The sequence below is a fragment of the Marinobacter sp. CH_CUG1437-1 genome (genome assembly GCF_037029655.1).
Lineage (GTDB): Bacteria > Pseudomonadota > Gammaproteobacteria > Pseudomonadales > Oleiphilaceae > Marinobacter > Marinobacter salsuginis.
In genome coordinates, this window is record NZ_JAYMEW010000004.1 from 85,591 (window position 1) to 102,501 (window position 16,911).

17 protein-coding genes are annotated in these 16,911 nt (G+C 56.5%); 2 read left to right on the forward strand and 15 right to left on the reverse strand.

Translation table 11 applies throughout. The features are described 5' to 3' along the window. Positions 1-60: 60 nt before the first annotated feature. The 12 genes from flgL to WA411_RS12500 all read right to left on the reverse strand — a co-directional run bounded on the left by flgL (position 61) and on the right by WA411_RS12500 (position 12,172). Complete coding sequence (flgL, locus tag WA411_RS12445) at positions 61-1,287, reverse strand: flagellar hook-associated protein FlgL (protein ID WP_291907537.1); 1,227 nt, start codon at positions 1,285-1,287, stop codon at positions 61-63. An 18-nt stretch (positions 1,288-1,305) separates the two neighbouring features. Continuing rightward, positions 1,306-3,342 carry a flagellar hook-associated protein FlgK gene (gene flgK / locus WA411_RS12450; RefSeq protein WP_291907539.1) on the reverse strand — a complete coding sequence of 679 codons (2,037 nt, stop codon included), beginning with the start codon at positions 3,340-3,342 and terminating at the stop codon, positions 1,306-1,308. A 5-nt stretch (positions 3,343-3,347) separates the two neighbouring features. Continuing rightward, positions 3,348-4,334, reverse strand: a complete 987-nt coding sequence (flgJ, locus tag WA411_RS12455) for a flagellar assembly peptidoglycan hydrolase FlgJ (RefSeq protein WP_291907541.1) — start codon at positions 4,332-4,334, stop codon at positions 3,348-3,350. Between the two features lie 8 nt (positions 4,335-4,342). Then, positions 4,343-5,440: a flagellar basal body P-ring protein FlgI gene (locus WA411_RS12460; RefSeq protein WP_136632093.1), complete on the reverse strand. Its 1,098-nt coding sequence runs from the start codon at positions 5,438-5,440 to the stop codon at positions 4,343-4,345. Next, positions 5,437-6,138 carry a flagellar basal body L-ring protein FlgH gene (flgH, locus tag WA411_RS12465; protein WP_370385329.1) on the reverse strand — a complete coding sequence of 234 codons (702 nt, stop codon included), beginning with the start codon at positions 6,136-6,138 and terminating at the stop codon, positions 5,437-5,439. The genes WA411_RS12460 and flgH overlap by 4 nt, the downstream gene beginning before the upstream one ends. Before the next feature lie 19 nt (positions 6,139-6,157). After that, positions 6,158-6,946 carry a flagellar basal-body rod protein FlgG gene (gene flgG / locus WA411_RS12470; protein ID WP_069184971.1) on the reverse strand — a complete coding sequence of 263 codons (789 nt, stop codon included), beginning with the start codon at positions 6,944-6,946 and terminating at the stop codon, positions 6,158-6,160. Between the two features lie 83 nt (positions 6,947-7,029). Then, a complete protein-coding gene (locus WA411_RS12475; protein WP_153634643.1) occupies positions 7,030-7,782 on the reverse strand; it encodes a flagellar basal body rod protein FlgF in 753 nt (250 codons plus the stop codon). Between the two features lie 76 nt (positions 7,783-7,858). Then, a complete protein-coding gene (locus WA411_RS12480) occupies positions 7,859-9,775 on the reverse strand; it encodes a flagellar hook protein FlgE (protein WP_069184969.1) in 1,917 nt (638 codons plus the stop codon). A gap of 27 nt (positions 9,776-9,802) precedes the next feature. Further along, entirely contained in the window at positions 9,803-10,480 is a 678-nt protein-coding gene (locus WA411_RS12485; RefSeq protein WP_291907544.1) for a flagellar hook assembly protein FlgD, read from the reverse strand. Between the two features lie 18 nt (positions 10,481-10,498). Then, complete coding sequence (gene flgC, locus WA411_RS12490) at positions 10,499-10,948, reverse strand: flagellar basal body rod protein FlgC (RefSeq protein WP_069184968.1); 450 nt, start codon at positions 10,946-10,948, stop codon at positions 10,499-10,501. Between the two features lie 34 nt (positions 10,949-10,982). Next, on the reverse strand, positions 10,983-11,381 hold the full coding sequence (flgB, locus tag WA411_RS12495; protein WP_291907546.1) for a flagellar basal body rod protein FlgB: 399 nt from the start codon (positions 11,379-11,381) through the stop codon (positions 10,983-10,985). Between the two features lie 239 nt (positions 11,382-11,620). Then, the gene (locus tag WA411_RS12500) at positions 11,621-12,172 is read right to left on the reverse strand and encodes a nitroreductase family protein (RefSeq protein ID WP_291907548.1); all 552 of its coding nucleotides are present in this window, start codon (positions 12,170-12,172) and stop codon (positions 11,621-11,623) included. Between the two features lie 167 nt (positions 12,173-12,339). On the opposite strand from WA411_RS12500, the gene WA411_RS12505 reads away from it, so the two are divergent. Both WA411_RS12505 and WA411_RS12510 read left to right on the forward strand, forming a co-directional pair. Continuing rightward, the gene (locus tag WA411_RS12505) at positions 12,340-12,651 is read left to right on the forward strand and encodes an Mpo1-like protein (RefSeq protein ID WP_153634647.1); all 312 of its coding nucleotides are present in this window, start codon (positions 12,340-12,342) and stop codon (positions 12,649-12,651) included. A 1-nt stretch (position 12,652) separates the two neighbouring features. After that, on the forward strand, positions 12,653-14,092 hold the full coding sequence (locus WA411_RS12510) for an adenylate/guanylate cyclase domain-containing protein (RefSeq protein ID WP_209397884.1): 1,440 nt from the start codon (positions 12,653-12,655) through the stop codon (positions 14,090-14,092). A gap of 30 nt (positions 14,093-14,122) precedes the next feature. Here the strand turns inward: WA411_RS12510 and queF are convergent, their stop codons facing one another. Genes queF through WA411_RS12525 form a run of 3 tightly spaced genes read right to left on the reverse strand, consistent with a single transcriptional unit; the run spans position 14,123 to position 16,676 of the window. Then, on the reverse strand, positions 14,123-14,941 hold the full coding sequence (queF, locus tag WA411_RS12515) for an NADPH-dependent 7-cyano-7-deazaguanine reductase QueF (protein WP_291907551.1): 819 nt from the start codon (positions 14,939-14,941) through the stop codon (positions 14,123-14,125). A gap of 14 nt (positions 14,942-14,955) precedes the next feature. Beyond that, complete coding sequence (locus tag WA411_RS12520) at positions 14,956-15,729, reverse strand: ABC transporter permease (RefSeq protein ID WP_222464344.1); 774 nt, start codon at positions 15,727-15,729, stop codon at positions 14,956-14,958. Next, positions 15,726-16,676, reverse strand: coding sequence for an ABC transporter ATP-binding protein (locus tag WA411_RS12525; protein ID WP_153634650.1), 951 nt, complete (start codon positions 16,674-16,676; stop codon positions 15,726-15,728). Before WA411_RS12525 ends, WA411_RS12520 begins: the two co-directional genes overlap by 4 nt. Between the last annotated feature and the right edge of the window lie 235 nt (positions 16,677-16,911).

Consider the following 16,911-nt stretch of genomic DNA (forward strand, 5'->3'; position numbering starts at 1 on the left):
ACTGAGCTAAATCGCGAAAGCAATAAGCCAGCGGACAGATCTGCCCGCGGCTTCAATTATTTACAGTCGGTCGAACAGCGACAACTGGGAAACCTGAGCAAATGACTGCTGGGCTGCCTGCAGCACGAAGCTCTGGAAGCTCAGATTACTGATCGCTTCGGCATAATCCAGGTCCTGCAGCTGCGACCTTATTTCATTGGTGTAAACAGACGAATCCTCAAGGAAGGTCTTGGTGGATTCAACTGCGTTCATCCGACCACCCAACTCCGTCTGCTTCAGCAGAATGCTCTCCTGAGCGTTATCCAGATTGATCAGCGAATTGGCAATCAGGTCATCATACTCGGCCTGCCCCCCGGGACTGCTCTTGTCGATGCTGTTAAGACCGGCAATCAGGTTTTCGATGGTGCCGAACACCGACTGCTTTTCGTTTATCTTGAGCGTGTAACTATCGACAGAAGGAGCCGTTGGCAAAGGACCGGTAATTGTCGCTTCTACGCCAGCAACTTCAAACGGCTCTCCACTGACATAGACGTTAGGTGTCACTGGCAAAGAGGGATTACTGCTACTTGATGCAGTTATTGCTCCGTTATCATCTATCTGGATCGTTATGTCATCCGGGAAAGTTCCGGGAAAAGCGGCCTTTAGATCCGCTTCATTGACCAACGAAACACCTGAAATGGACGAACCGGATGTAACCGATGTATTTTCCCCAGTTACAGCAGCCGGCACTCTCACAAAGATATCTTTGCCATTGTCGCTTATGGGAACCGTAACGCCATCATCAATCTCCAGGACCCTCTGCCCCTCATCGCCCTGATAGGTCCAGCTACCAAATTCATTTTGCTCAAAGGCCTTTACCGAGCCCTGGAATCCGCTAAAGATGAACTCACCAGACGCGTCCCGGGTGTTGGCAATATTCGCCAGCTGCCCCAGGCGTTCCTCGAGCTCGGAAGAAATCGAGCGTCGGTCGTTGGCAGACAGCGATCCATTGCCAGCCTGAACGGTCAATTCCCGGATCCGCTGAATCACATCGATCGAGCTTTCCAATGCACTTTCTTCCTGATTCAGCCGGTTTTCGGCCAGATCAACATTGCGCTGATAGGTTTCAACCCGGGAAAGCTCCTGATCCAGCTTCAGAATTCGCGCTGCAGCTACCGGATCGTCGGAAGGCTTGTTCACCCTCTGGCCAGTCGAAATCTGCTGCTGGGTGTTGTTCAGACTGGTATTGAGTTCCTGAAGCCGGTTAATACCGCCCGAGAAAATCTGCTGTGATGAAATTCTGATCATGTCACATCACCTCAACCGTTACCGGAAACTCTGCAACAGGGTATTGAAAAGGTCCTGGGCCACCGACATCACCTGGGCCGAGGCATTGTATGCGGCCTGATACTGGATCAGGCGGCCGGCTTCCTCATCAAGGTTGACTCCCGAGACAGACTCCCGCTGGTTGGTGGACTGCTCAAGAAGCGTCCTGCCTGCGTCCACGTCGAGTTGGCTCTGGCGGGTTTTGACACCGATATCCTCAACCAGACCGGCGTATCCTTCGGCAAAACTCTGGCTGCCACCATTGAGTGTGTTTGCCGTGCCAAGGGCAGCGAGAAGCTCAGCGTTGCGATTATCCGAAACACCGTTCGAGTTGTACTCAATCGTGAAGGTATCGCCAACCGCGGGTTCACCCGTCATACGGAACTGGAACCCCTGATACAGCGCCCCGGCGACCGCAGGATCCTCCTCGAACAGCGTGTTGATCTGCTGCGGATCATAACTTCCACTGGCGACAACAAGTCCCGAGGGTGGCGCTTCTGTCACCTCATATTGCAGGCCTGTTGGACCGCCTGCCGAGAACGAGACAGTGAGAGGGCCATTTGCCAATTCACCGGCGTTCTGAAAACCGGGCAAGAGCGAATTGGTGAACGGATTTCTGACATCCAGCATCTGGCCCTGATCAATTTTGCCCGTGCCGATATTATCGTCGCTGGAGGTCGCGCGAATGGGGCTGGCAAAGGCCAGATCCTCTTCACGACTGACAACCAGGCCGATACTCTCAGCAGCATTGCGACTGGGTTGAATGAGGAATTTGTCGCCGGCGCTGAACGTGCCCCCTTCAACACGGATGTTGAACCCGGGCATACTGATTTCGGACTGGACAGGATCCGGCAGCCGGCCCTGGTTGACCGTCTTGCCGCTCGCCTGATCAATCAATTCGAAATTCCGGCCATCGCCGCTGAACTGCAACGTCCATCGCCCGGCAGGCAAAGCGGCGCTGTCGGTTATCTCTACAGCTAGCTGCCCGGTGCTTGCCAGAGCGTTATTGCCATTCGCCACAACCCTGCTGCGCTGGGCTTCGAGAGAGTTGATATCCGTAAAAAACCGGCCACCAAGATCACCCTCCAGATCCATACCGATTTCATGCTGCTGATTCATAGTGTCAGACAGCGCAATGGCAATCCGGCCCAACTCATCAAAAGCGGGCTTCAATCCCTCAGTATCGAAACGCAGCAGGCCACCAAGTTTGCCACCACTGATCTGTTCATCGATGTTGAGCGTCCGGCCGCCATTACTCAGGGTAAACTCAAGGCGGGTCGGATCTTCAGCGTTCTCCCGGGTACCAAGAGTCGCCGCATTGCTGCCAACCACGAGCGACAGCCCATTGGACAGAGACACGTTGACCTGGCTGCCATCCGCAGGACTGACCTTTATATTCACAAGTTCGGACAGCTGGCGGAGTTTCTCATCACGCTTGTCCAGCAGTTCATTCGGCATTTGTCCCTGGGCAATCCCGGGTGATTCGGAAATCGCCAGATTCAGTTCGGCAATGCTCTTCAGAAGCGTGTTGGCATCCTTTATACCCTGCTGCATCTGGGTCTTGATGGATTCCCGCTGCTGGATAAACTCCTGGTTGAGCGCCTGGAACCGGTTTACAACCTGTTGTGCCTCACTCAGAACCAGCTGGCGCTGTGGTAAAGAGGTGGGATCCTCTGCAGCGTTCTGAAGACTGGCAAAGAAATTGTTCAACGCAGTACTGAGCCCGGTGGTCTCGCCACCCAGCAAATTATCAAGCCTGGACAGCTCGGAATTCAGGGCCTCCTGCTCTCCAAAAAGCGTGCTGTCTTCCCGGACCTGTTGCACCAGATATTCATTGGCCAGGCGCCGAATGTCGGCAATGTTGACACCGCTGCCAATCGTGCCCGCGCCGGTCCGCTGGCCTTCCTGAGTCTCGAACAGTACTTCCTGACGGCTATAACCCGGTGTGTTGGCGTTGGTTATATTATTGCCCGTGGTGTTCAGCGCAGCCTGATGACTAAGGATGCCGGTCAGACCAATACCTATCAGCCCTGCCATAAGGTTTACTCCTTCATCCCGTCACTGCCCATGGACAGTGTCATCAGTGAATCACGGTTCATGATCTGGCGGATCTTGCTGCCGTAGTTGGGGTCAGTGGCGTAGCCGGCTTCCTGGAGCTTCTCAGCAAACACTTCAGGCTGGTCGGCGACGGATAACACCTCCCGGTATCTGGGGTTGGATTCCAGGAACGAGACATAGTCCCGGAAGCTGGATTCGTAATCTGTGTAAGCTCGGAAGCTGGCCTGCTCTTTCATGGGCAAACCCTCCCGGTATTCCGTAGTGGTTATGGATACCGCATCGCCCTGCCAGCGGCTATCCGCCTTGATGCCGAAGAGGTTAAAACTGGGTTCGCCCTGCTCCCCTCGAATCATGTGCCGGCCCCAGCCGGTTTCCAGGGCGGCCTGGGCCACCATGAGCTTCGGATCAATGCCGGAGTCACGGGCAACCCGCTCCGCCATCGGTAACAGCTCGGTCACGAAATGCTCCGGAGACTCGAACCGCTCTGGCAGGTTCGAGGGCGTGGCAGACACTGGTGATGCTGCCTTCTCTGCAACGGCAGTCACTTGCTGCACGCTATCAGGCAATTGGGGAGTCAGAGCAGGCAGGCTTCGATCGTAATCCGCAAGACTTGCCTTGTGGCCAGTAAGCTTGCCGCCCTCGTTGTCCATACCCGGAATCTGTTTGCTCAATTGGCGCACGAGCGCCTCGGCAAGGCCACTGCCCTTGCCTCCCGCCATGGTCAGACTCATCTGACTGTCGAACATATCCCGGTATAGCTCGGATTGATTGCTATTCAGGTAGTTGCCCTCGGAGAAGACGTCGCCGGCCTTACGCATGGACTTCAGCATTTCAGACAGGAACAGGCTCTCGAACTGGCGCGCTACTTCGCGCAGAGCTGACTCTTTGTCAGTGCGAGCCTGGGCTTTCAACGCATTGAGACCGTTGAAGTCGGTATAAACCTGGGCCTGTTGAACCTTGTAGTCCTGCATCACATCACCTAGATAACAATCAGCTCGGCGCGCAGCGCACCAGCCTGCTTCAGGGCTTCGAGTACCGCCATAACGTCGCCCGGAGCCGCACCCACCTGATTCACGGCCTGTACAATCTCGTTCAGGGTGACGGCGGGACCGAACTTGAACATCCGCGCCGGTTCCTCAGTAATGGCAATCTGGGAATCCTGCTCAATGGCGGTGTCACCGCCGGCGAAAGGATTCGGCTGCTCCACATTGGGATTTTCCTGAATCGTCACGGTCAGGTTGCCGTGGGTGACCGCTGCCGGGCTAACCTGAACATTCTGGCCAACCACGATGGTGCCGGTGCGGCTGTTAATCACCACTTTTGCCGCATCCTCGGCCGGATCCACTTCGATGTTTTCAAGGATCGACAGGAAGCTGACACGCTGGGAAGGATCCCGCGGCGCGCGCACGGAAACCGATGTGGCATCATGGGCATACGCCATATCAGGTCCGAGACGGCCATTAATAGCCTCAACTACCCGGCGTGCGGTTGTGAAATCCGGGCGTAGGAGATGGAAAGTAATGGTGTCACCCTGGCTGAACGGCGAAGCCACCTCCCGTTCAATAGTGGCGCCATTGGGAATCCGGCCAACGCTTGGAACGTTCACGGTGATCCGCGAACCGTCCTGTCCCTGGGCACCGAAGCCCCCAACCACCAGACTGCCCTGTGCCATGGCATAAACCTGACCATCAGCACCCTTCAACGGTGTCATCAGCAAGGTGCCGCCACGCAGACTGTCCGCGTTGCCGATGGAAGACACGGTGATATCAATTTCCTGGCCCGCCTTGGCAAAGGGAGGCAGATTCGCGCTAACCGTCACTGCCGCCACGTTTGCGAGACTTGGATTGACCCCCTCCGGCAAGGTAACGCCGAACTGGTTCATCATGTTGCGGAAGGTCTGGTTGGTGAACGGAGCACTGTCGCCAGTGCCATCCAGGCCTACAACCAGTCCATAGCCGACCAGCTGGTTATTGCGAACACCCTTGATCCGCGACAGATCCTTCAGGCGGTCCGCCAAAACCGGGGCTGAAACCACAGCCAGAGCAAGCACCCAGACAATCAAACGGCGAAAGCTCATAGAGGCCACCACTCACTGTTAAAGAACCGCGCCAGCCAGCCCATCTGGTTTGCCTGATCAAAATCACCGGTTCCGCCGTAGGCAAACCGGGCATCCGCAATCCGATTGGACGCCACTGTGTTGTCAGGTTGGATGTCCTGGGGGCGAACCAGGCCAGTCAGGCGGATGTATTCATCACCATTCGTCAGCGACAGCCATTTTTCCCCACGAATCCTCAGAACACCGTTTGGCAGCACTTCGGTTACGGTGACGGTGATACTGCCGGCAAGGCTGTTGCTCTGGTCTGCTTCAGCGCTGCCCTCGAAATCACGTTCGTGATTCAGGGAGGTATTGATCCCGAAATTGCTCTTACCAAGGATGGTCGGCTCTGGCAGCGTGACTTCATTGTCCTTGGTGATGCTGGTTTCCGCGTTCTTGCTGGCCCGTGTGGATTCTTCAAGGATCACCGTGAGCACATCACCCACGTTTAACGCCACGGTATCGCCGTAGAAGTTGTAGTTCCGTGAGACCTGGTAGATGGAACCGGAGGCACTGTCCCGTTGCATCATGGCCTGAGGGCGAACCGGTGCAAACTCTGGGTCATCCGGAACTGCCCGGGGCCGGCTCATGGCCGTGCAACCCTGCAACAGGACCAGAAACAGCACCATCGCCAATGTGCTGGCGCTTCGGGTTGTCCGGTTTGAAGTCATCAGTTTCATGACGTCACCTCTGGCGGCGTTAGCCAATGTTTTGAGTAATGAACTGGAGCATCTGGTCGGTTGTGGAGACCACTTTCGAGTTCATCTCGTAGGCACGCTGGGTGGTAATCATGTTCACCAGCTCCTCGACCACCTCAACGTTGGACGACTCCACAGAACCCTGCTCGATACTGCCGAGCCCCGCCAGCCCGGGCTCACCTTCGGCAGGATCGCCACTGGCATTGGTCGCCTTGAACAGGTTGTTACCGATAGCCTGCAGGCCCTGGGGATTGATGAAATCCACCAGGGTAATCTGGCCCAGGTTGACCGGTGCGGCTTGATCATCCGTTACTGCCGTGACGGTGCCATCCTTGCCAATGGTTATGTTGGTGGCGTTCTCCGGCACGTTGATGGCTGGTTCCAGCGGGTAGCCATCCGGGTTGACTACGTCCCCATTGGCGTTGAGCTGGAACTGACCGTCCCGGGTGTAGGCAATCTGCCCATCGGGCAACTGAACCTGGAGGAAACCACGTCCGTTGATGGCCATATCCAGGGGCTGCTCGGTGATCTGCAGGTTGCCCTGGGAGAACTGCTTGGCGGTGCCGACAACCCGCACACCCGTACCCAACTGGAGACCAGAGGGCAGTTCAGAGTTCTGGGTTGTCAGACCACCGGGTTGCCGATTGATCTGGTACAGAAGGTCCTGGAACACGGCCCTGTCCCGCTTGAAGCCAGTGGTATTGACGTTCGCCAGGTTGTTGGAAATGGTGGACATGTTGGTGTCCTGAGCGCTCAACCCGGTCTTGCTGACCCAAAGTGCTGGATGCATGCTGCTTACTCCTTGCCGGCGGGCAGTCAGGCGGCCATTTTTTGCCGCTTCAGGCCCGCCAGGCCAATGTGTTCAGTCGTTACTTAAAGGTTTTGCAACAGCCGTGCCGTTGCTTCGGAATTCTCATTGGCGGTGGTCATGACCTTCACCTGCATCTCGTATTGCCGGGACAGCTGAAGGTTCGAGATCATTTCTTCCACCGCATTCACGTTGGAGCTTTCAAGGAATCCGGAAGCGACCCGCTGGTTTGCATCCGGTGGTTCCGGACCATCCACAGCCTGATCCGGCTTGCGGCGCATGTGCCCATCGAGACCTTTTTCCAGGGCTTCCGGGGGCGGGCTGACCAGTTTCAGCCGGTCCACTTCCACCAGCTGGTCCGGTGGACCACCCACAGGAACAATTGAAACGGTGCCATCGGCGCCAATTTCGACGTTGTCAAACGGGGGAAGCGCCACCGGCCCGCCATTGCCCAGCACCAGTTCGCCGTTGGCCAGGCGCACCAGGCCGTTGACATCCACCTGAAGGCTGCCGCTGCGGGTGAAGACCTCCTCGCCCTGATCGTTCTGGATGGCAAGCCACCCCTCACCTTCTACCGCCACATCCAGCTTGCGCCCGGTTTCCATCAGCGCACCGGCGGAAAGGTCGGTGCCGGGTCTTTCTGTCATGGCATAGGCGCGGGTGGGATGATGTTCCCCGTAGACAGGCATACTGCGGGCCTGGGCGAAGTCTTTCTTGAAGCCGGTGGTACTGACGTTCGCCAGGTTATTGGCATGGGCCTGCTGGGCCAGCATATTCTGCTTGGCGCCTGACATACCGATGTAGAGGGCTTTGTCCATGGGAAAACTCCTGCCGGAATTTTGACTGTTTCCAGTCTTCCTGCAGGAGTCATGCCATGTTCGCTAGATCGCGATATTAACGGAGGTTGATGATGGTCTGGGTGACCGCATCGGAGGTTTCGATGGTCTTGGCGTTGGCCTGATAGTTTCGCTGGGCGATGATCAGGTTGACCAGTTCGGCCGAGAGATCCACGTTGGATTCTTCCACTGAGCTGGCTTTAATAGAGCCCAGAGTCCCTGTATCCGGGGCGCCGATGATTGGCTGGCCCGATTCGAAGGTTTCGACCCAGGACGTATCCCCCACAGGCGACAGTCCGTTTGTGTTATTGAAGGAAGCCAAAGCAACCTGACCGAGAGCCTGTGACTGGCCATTGGTATATCGGGCGAAGAGAACACCCTGATCCGATACGTCCAGGCCTGAGAGACGGCCCGTTGTGTAACCGTTCTGCTGCTGATCGTTTACACCGAATGCCGCCCCATACTGAGTAGTGTCAGCAAGGTTCAATACAAATGCGGAAGATGTAGGCGGTTCCGGAATCGGAGTCACCACCGAGGTTGGGTCCGCAGGAGGACCATCTGCCCCATTTGGCTGGCCGTTCTCGTCCTTAGGAACCCAATCGGTGATCACGATCTCGCCGGCCGGGTCACCATCAATTGATTGCAGGTTTCCGTTCTGATCAAAACGGGCCGTATAGGGCGTAGTGTCTGTGCCAGCGACCATTTCCCCATCAATCTGCAGGTAAACCGACCACTCACTTACACCGACACCACTGCCCGGAGAAGGCTCCTTTACGAAGAACTGGGTGAACTCGTGGGAGTTGCCCAGGCTGTCGTAGATGGTGGTAGAGGTGGCGTGGTTGTAGGTCCGCTGATCCAGAGGGTTGAACTCATTGGTTATCCGGATTGGAGAGCTATTAAATGCCGTCTCAAAATCGCCATTGGAGGCATCATCAATGCCGGAAACAACTCTGTCCGCCGTCGCATTCACGTCACCGAGAACCGTATCGGAGGTTTCACCCCCGTTACTGAGATCGCCGTCGTCATCGAAGGAAAAGCTCAGCGTCTCGCCCTGGTTATGAATCACACGCAGCACATTATTGCTGCCCGAACCGTCATCCACCATCGATGCTGAAATGGCGGTCTCAGAGGAATTATTGATAGAGTCGACGAGATCCTGCAGCGATGTGATATTGCTGGTATCCAGGGCAAGCGGAGAGCCATTGATGCTCAGACTGAATGCAAAATTACCCGGGCCCGCGTTCGAGATGTAAGTGTCATCAAGTTGATTGGCACCATCAAACGTCACGGTCGTGGTGGCAGACGCGCTGAGGCCAGGCGCATCGTTAATTGCGGCGGCCGCCTCTCGGGCTGTCGCTGTAGCCCCGATGGTTACGTTGAAGTCCGGCGTACCATCGTTATAAAGCACATCAAAACTCTCACCCTGCAGATCCGTTGCGGCAATTGGCCCGATGTCCCGAACCCGGGTTTCAAGCACGGGCTCCCGCGAATCCAGGTTCAGATCTGAAACGAGATTTGTGGTCCGGCGTGGCGCCAGGTTGTCGGTTTCAATCTGCAGATCGCCTCGAATACCGGAAAGGTTACCGTCTTCATCGGCGGTGTATCCCTGCACCCGCATATTCTGGTTGTTCGTTACAAAGCCGTCCTTATCAATGCCGAACTGCCCTGCACGGGAATAACGAATTTCACCGCCGTTATTCAGGATAAAGAAACCATCGCCCGCAATCGCCATATCCAGACCATTGTCCGTGAAGCTGATATTGCCCTGGCCGAAAGACTGCTTTACGTCCTGGACCCGAACACCGTCACCGATCGGGTTGGTGCCGGCGCTCAAAAAGCCACTGGCGTAGAGATCGCCGAACTGGGCCTTACTGCCCTTGAAGCCAACGGTGCTGGCGTTCGCAATGTTGTTGCCGGTGACGTCCAGATCCACCGATGCCGCACGAAGGCCGCTCAAACCTGTATTAAATGCCATGGTTCACCCCTTGGTGTCTCACCGGTCTCAGTTAATTTGTTTCACATCAGACAGGGCAATAGAGCCCATGCCCGCAAGATTCAGTGTTATCGAGCCGCTCTGGCCCAGTGACACGCTATCCACATTGGCACTCACCATGGTGCCCAGCTGCTGCGGCCCATCGGGATAGGAAGCTTCTGCCACAATTCGGTAGGGGCCCGGCGGCAAGGGATTGCCGTTGCCGTCCTGACCATCCCAGCGGAAGGACACAACACCTGCCTGGCTAGTGCCCATATCAATCTGCCGTACCCGCTCACCGTTCTGTCCTTCGATGGACAGGCGCAGGCCGCCCGTGGAGGCGGGCACTTCAATGGTTCCGGTAATTTCACCTTCGGCACCCAGGATCCCGATCTGGGAAGGCGCCAGCACGGTTTTGCCCACCATGGCCGACGCCTGGAGCGCCTGAGTGGATCGGAACTGCCCAACCACATCCTCAACCGTACCGGAGAGATTCTGCATCTCCTCCAGCGAACTGAACTGCGCCAGCTGGGAGATGAATTCACCGTTGTCCTGCGGCTCCAACGGGTTCTGGTTTTTCAGCTGCGCCAGCATCAGTTCCATAAACTCATTCCGGCCCAGCTCGCTGGTGCCCTGGCCGCCATTCTGCTGCTTCAGCTGGTACTGGCTCAGAACATCCGACGCATCTGTTGCATTCACTGCAGTCATGTTGTGCTCCTCACCCTGTTACTGCTGACCAAGAGTCAGAATGCGCTGCATCATGGACTTGGCAGTGTTCATGACATCCACATTCATCTGGAAACTTCTGGACGACGACATCATGTCCGCCATCTCTTCGACCACATTCACGTTGGGGTAATAGACATATCCGTCTTCATTGGCCGCCGGGTGATGGGGCTCGTAACGCATCTGCAGTTCAGCATCGCTCTCAACAATACCCTCAACTCTTACACCCGCGCCTGGCCCCTCATCGGCAGCCATCGGAAAACCGCCCTGCCCGGGGTTCATCATGGACTGCTGAATGGCCGAGAAAACCGGCTTTCGGGCCCGATAGGTTTCGCCCGTGCTGGAACTTGCGGTCTCCGCATTGGCGATGTTCGACGCGGTTGTGTTCAGCCGCAGTGATTGCGCGGTCATGCCGGAACCGGCGATGTCAAAAATGCTGCCCAGTGACATGAGAATTCTCCTTCGCTAATCCTGTGACTGCGGCTTATTCGCCCTTGAGGGCTTTGGTCAAACCGCTGAACTTGCTGTTCAAAAACTGGAAACTGGCCTGGAAATCCATTGCGTTGCGCATGAAACGGGTCTGCTCCTGCTGGGCGTCTACCGTATTGCCGTCAACCGACGGCTGATGGGGAACCCGATACATCAAATCGCTTTCCGAGGCCGATGGCGAGGTATCCATATGCGCGTCATGGGTTTTGGCCATCTGGAATCCGCTGACCTGCTCCTGAGCCTTCCGCATCATTGCCTGAAAATCCAGATCCTGCGCCTTGAAGCCCGGGGTGTCGGCGTTCGCCAGGTTGTTTGCCAGAACTTCGGCGCGTTTAACACGCGCTTCAACCGCGTGTTGATGAATGCCCAGAGCCGAATCAAACGTAATTGCCATGTTGCCTCCCGAAAACTGCACTGGTATGCCGAGCTGTTTTTGCCGGCTGTGCTCTTTGAGAGGGCTGAAGCAAGCTGGATGCCAGAATTCAGGTGGAGCGTAAATTTGTCAGGAAAGTCAGTATTGGCGGGCCCTGGCCAGTGGCAAATCAATTGTCAGGGAAAAGTACACAAGGAGCGGACAGGAAAAAGCGGCAAGCTGCTTCCCCCGGCGAGGACCGGGGGAATTCGGGCAGCGTATCAGGGCCAGTGACTCACAAATTCATCAACCGCCGGCCTGGGAACCGCCGGTTTGGAGGCGGAGACTGTTCCGGTGTAGAGAAAGCCGACGATCTGCTCATGCTCTTCCAGCCCCAGCCCGGCGTGAACCGAGGAATGGTAGGCAACACCGCCCGTTCTCCACATCACTCCGTAACCGGCATCCTGCAAGGCAAGCTCAATAAAACTCATGCCGGCTGCGGCGGACATCAACTGCTCGACTTCAGGTACTTTGGGATGCGTTCTGGGCGATGCGATACCCACGATCACCATTGGCGCCCTGAGAGGTGCACGCCTGAGCTTCTCGATCTCTTTCTCGTCGCTGTTATTGGCGCAGGTGGCGGCAAACAGTTCGCCCAGCGCCTCAAGGCCTTCGCCCTCTATAACCAGGTAACGCCAGGGTCTCAGCAGCGCGTGGTCAGGAGCGCGAGCGGCGCAGGCAAACGCACGGTCAAGGGTTGCCGGGTCCGGTGCAGGCGACTCCAGCCTGGGCTCTGACGAACGGCTAAGAAGGAAATCGGTAACTGCTATCATATCTGCTCGCTGTCTGATCGCTGTTCTGATGGATTTCAAAAATTCGGTACGACCATAATTCCCGGCTGTGAATTGTGGCTTGTACGTAATGCTGTTAACCTTTGGTCGTAGTCGGGTCTGCCAACAATTATAAATGACGCGGTCGTACAACGATGAGTGGCAACACAATGAGCAACCAGCAAACCTTCAACAGCTTTTCCGAATTCTATCCTTACTACCTTGAAGAACACAGCGACGTGACCTGTCGCCGTCTGCACTTTGTCGGCAGCCTGCTGGTTCTGATCGTGGCCCTGTGGGCCCTGACGTCAGGCAAGCTCTTGTGGCTTCTGGCTCTGCCCGTTATTGGCTATGGCTTTGCCTGGGTAGGCCATTTCAAGTTTGAGAAAAACCGACCCGCTACTTTCAAGTACCCACTGTACAGCCTGATGGGCGACTGGGTCATGTTCCGTGACATGCTAATTGGCAGGATCCGTTTCTGAAATGATGAGCGCTCCGGCAGACTTGCGCAATGCCAGCAGCTCCGCAGGCAGATCCCTGGCGTCTGAGGCATCGGGCAACCCGATTGCCATTCCGCCAATGCCCGATTACAACGGTCGGATCCTGGCCTATACCTCAACCGCCGCCATTATCGTAACCGGTGTTCTGCAAGGTGTCTTTGCCCATTGGCTGCTTTGGCTGGTGGCCGGCGCGCTCACCTGGCCCCACATAGCCCACGCCCTGACCCGTCGGACGTTCCTCAGAAATTCCCCACGCATTCGACAGAAGATGCTGATTTTCGATTGTGTTGTCGGCGGCGCGTTTATCGGCTGCATCGGGCTGATCGTTATTCCCTCCCTGGCGGTCGCGCTGATGTTGATGTTCAGCTGCCTGATTGTCGGCGGCATCCGCCAGTGGCTTATGGGCACCGTCTTCATGGCCGCAGCCATTGCTGGTTCTGTCGCTATCCTTGGGCCGGCGGACGGTCCACACTCGCCTCTGCTCACCAGCATTGTGTCGATTCTCTCAACCGGGCTTTATATCTGTGTCACAGCCTACTACTCGCACCAGCAGGCACGCGCACTCATGCTGGCAAAGACCCAGATCCAGAATCAGCGTGAGCAGTCCATCGCGCTCTCACACAAACTTTCCAAATACCTTTCGCCTCAGGTTTGGCAGTCCATCTTCACGGGCGAGCGGGATGTGCGACTGGAAACCCAGCGGAAAAAGCTGGCGGTGTTCTTCTCTGACATCAAGGGCTTCACCGAGCTGTCCGAGGAAATGGAGCCTGAAGCCCTGACCGAACTACTGAATCACTACTTTAACGAAATGTCGGAAGTGGCCCTGAAGTACGGCGGCACCATCGACAAATTCGTTGGCGACTCCATCATGGTGTTCTTTGGCGACCCAACCAGCCGGGGCCAGCGGGAGGACGCTTTTGCCTGCGTCTCCATGGCCATCGAGATGCGCAAGCACATGAAGATCATGCGCCAGAAATGGCGCAGCCAGGGCATCAAGACCCCGCTGGAAATTCGAATGGGGATCAGCACCGGCTACACAACCGTAGGCAACTTCGGTGCGGAAAACAGGATGGACTACACCATCATCGGCAAGGAGGTGAATCTTGCCAGCCGGCTTGAATCGCTGGCAGAACCGGGTGAAATACTGGTTTCCTACGAGACCTTCTCGCTGATCAAGGACAAGATCATGTGCCGGGACAAGGGCGAAATTACTGTGAAAGGTTTCGGCAGACCGGTGCCAATCTATGAGGTGGTGGATTTCCGGCGCGATATGGGCCCCAACCGCAGCTTCCTTGAGCACGAGCACAGTGGCTTTGCCATGTATCTGGATTCAGACAAGATTACCGAGAAGGAACGCCAGGCCATCCTGACTGCCCTGGAAGACGCCGCCGATCGTCTGCGACGGGAAGAGGATGTTTCCTGAGGCGCGTCCCTGCGCTCAACTCAATTCTTCTTACTGACGTATCAACCGAGGCCCGGCGCCCTTGCCGGTTTCTGTGCTCCGCCAGGGGTTGATATCCAACCCGCCCCGCCGCGTATATCGGGCAACGACAGTCAACGACTCCGGGTTGCATCGGCTCATCAGATCGGTAAACACCGTTTCCACACAATGCTCGTGGAAATCCTGTTTCTGCCGGAAGCTCACGACGTATCGCAGCAAGCCAGCCCGGTCGATCCTCGGGCCAGTGTAGCTTACCAGCAAAGTGGCCCAGTCCGGCTGCCCCGTCACCGGGCAGTTGCTCTTGAGCAGATGGGAACACAGCTGCTCGGTCACCACCTCATTGCCGGCATTGAGAGAATCGGGTGAATACTCATAAACCACGTCGCTGACCGGTTCGTCATCAATCAACTCGAACCCTTCAGGGCGGCCAATCGCTTCTCCGGATTCGTCCACACTCAACAGATTAACCTGTACCGCACCGCCGCAAGCGCTGGACAGATCCTGGGTGATCACCTCTGCCACCTGCTCTCGGGAGGAGTACACCACCTGATTCAGCGAATTGAGGTACAGCTTCAGCGATTTGGATTCGATGATTGAAGGCGAAGCCGCTGGGAAGACTATCTCTGCCCAGGCCACTTCCGGCACACCATTTGGCCGCAGCCAGGAGATTTCCCAGGCCTGCCACAGGTCCTCGCCGAACCATGGCCAGCGGCCGTCTTCCAGCCCAAGACGGCGGCGATTTTCCTCCCTCGCGACGGGAAACAAAAGGCCCGGGTCGTAGCTGTCCGGGTAATCGCTTGTCTTGCCAAGCGGCGCATCATTGAGTGCCATAGGGGTTCCTGAAATCAGTGGCGAATGCCTTTACCACGCTCGAGCATTCTGAGGGCGATGAATGCCAACACGGAGATGAAAGCCAGAATCATACCAAGAGAAACGAACGGATTAACGTCTGACACGCCGAGAATTCCGTATCGGAAGCCGTTCACCATGTACAGGATGGGATTGGCCATGGATACGCCCTGCCAGAACCCCGGAAGCAGATCGATACTGTAGAACACGCCGCCCAGATAAGTCAGGGGCGTGAGAACGAATGTGGGCACGATGGAGATGTCATCAAACTTGGTTGCCAGCATGGCATTGATGAAACCGCCCAGTGCGAACAGTGCGGACGTCAGGAACACCGTAATAACCATCATGGGCAGGTTGTGGATCGACAAGCGGGTGAACACCAGTGACAGCAACGTGACAATCAGGCCGATACCAAGCCCCCGCGCCATGCCTCCGGTCACATACCCGGCAAGGATAACCCAGTTGGGAACCGGAGACACCAGAAGCTCCTCAATGCTGCGCTGGAACTTCATGGAGAAAAACGACGACACCACGTTGGCATAGGAGCTTGTGATGACTGCCATCATGATCAGCCCGGGCACGATAAACGACATATAATCGAAACCGCCCATTTCGCCGATCCTGGAGCCAATGAGGTTACCGAAGATAATGAAATACAGGGTCATGGTGACGGCAGGCGGCAACAGGGTCTGCGCCCAGATACGGGTAAACCGGCGCACCTCCCGGACAACAATGGTGCTGAAGGCTGTGAATATCGCATGCGGGGTCATGCTGCACCCTCCACCGCCCTGGCGGATTCGGCGGCGTTCTCCTCAACCATGCGAATGAACAGCTCCTCCAGCCGGTTGGCTTTGGTTCTCATGCTGACAACCTTGATGCCCAGCCGCTCAAGCTCCACAAATACCTGGTTAAGCCCCTGACCTTTTTCCACTTCCACCTCCAGTGCGCCCTCGGCGTCGAGGCGTGTCGGAAAACCGTTCAGCTCTGGCGCGGAATCCAGGGACTTTTCTGTGTCCAGCACGAAAGTCTCGACGCTCAACTGCTGAAGCAAGGCTTTCTTGCTCGTGTGTTTGAGGATCTTGCCATGGTCGATAATGGCGATGTTGCGGCAAAGGGCTTCCGCTTCCTCGAGGTAATGGGTTGTCAGGATGATCGTCGTGCCCTGGCGGTTAATCTCCTCCAGAAAGGTCCACATGGAACGGCGGAGTTCAATATCCACACCGGCGGTCGGCTCGTCCAGAATCAGCAGCTTTGGCTCGTGGACCAGGGCCCGGGCAATCATCAGGCGGCGTTTCATGCCGCCGGACAGCATCCGGGCCGGGGTATTCCGCTTGTCCCAGAGACCGAGCTTTTTCAGGTACTTCTCGGCGGACGCAGAGGCCTGCTTGAACGGAATCCCATAATAGCCGGCCTGAGTAGTTACGATATCGAAGACTTTCTCGAACTGGTTGAAGTTGAACTCCTGGGGTACCACGCCGAGGTTCAGCTTGGCGTCAGAGAGGTGGGTATCCGTGTCATATCCGAACACCCGCACTTTGCCGGCTGTCTTGTTCACCAGGGAGCAAACAATGCCAAGGGTAGTGGATTTGCCAGCCCCGTTGGGGCCCAGCAAAGCAAAGAAATCACCCTCAGCGACATGCAGATCAATCCCCTTGAGCGCCTGAAACCCGTCACCGTAGGTCTTGGTGAGGCTCTCGATTTCCAGTGCATTGGTCATAAATCATCCCGATTCGGTGAAAAACGGCAATGGGCGACCCAGGCCGCCAGCCAGAATTTAGAATGCTATTTATTGTGACAAAGCTGCTGATTTCAAGGCCCTTATCGGCCAGCAGGTGTCTCCAGGCCAATAACGGAAACTGCGACAGGAATCCCGATATGAGGCAAACCCCGCCCCTATAATGCGGTTATAACAACTTACAAAAGGGGCTGCCGCACCCTGAGTGCGGGCGCGC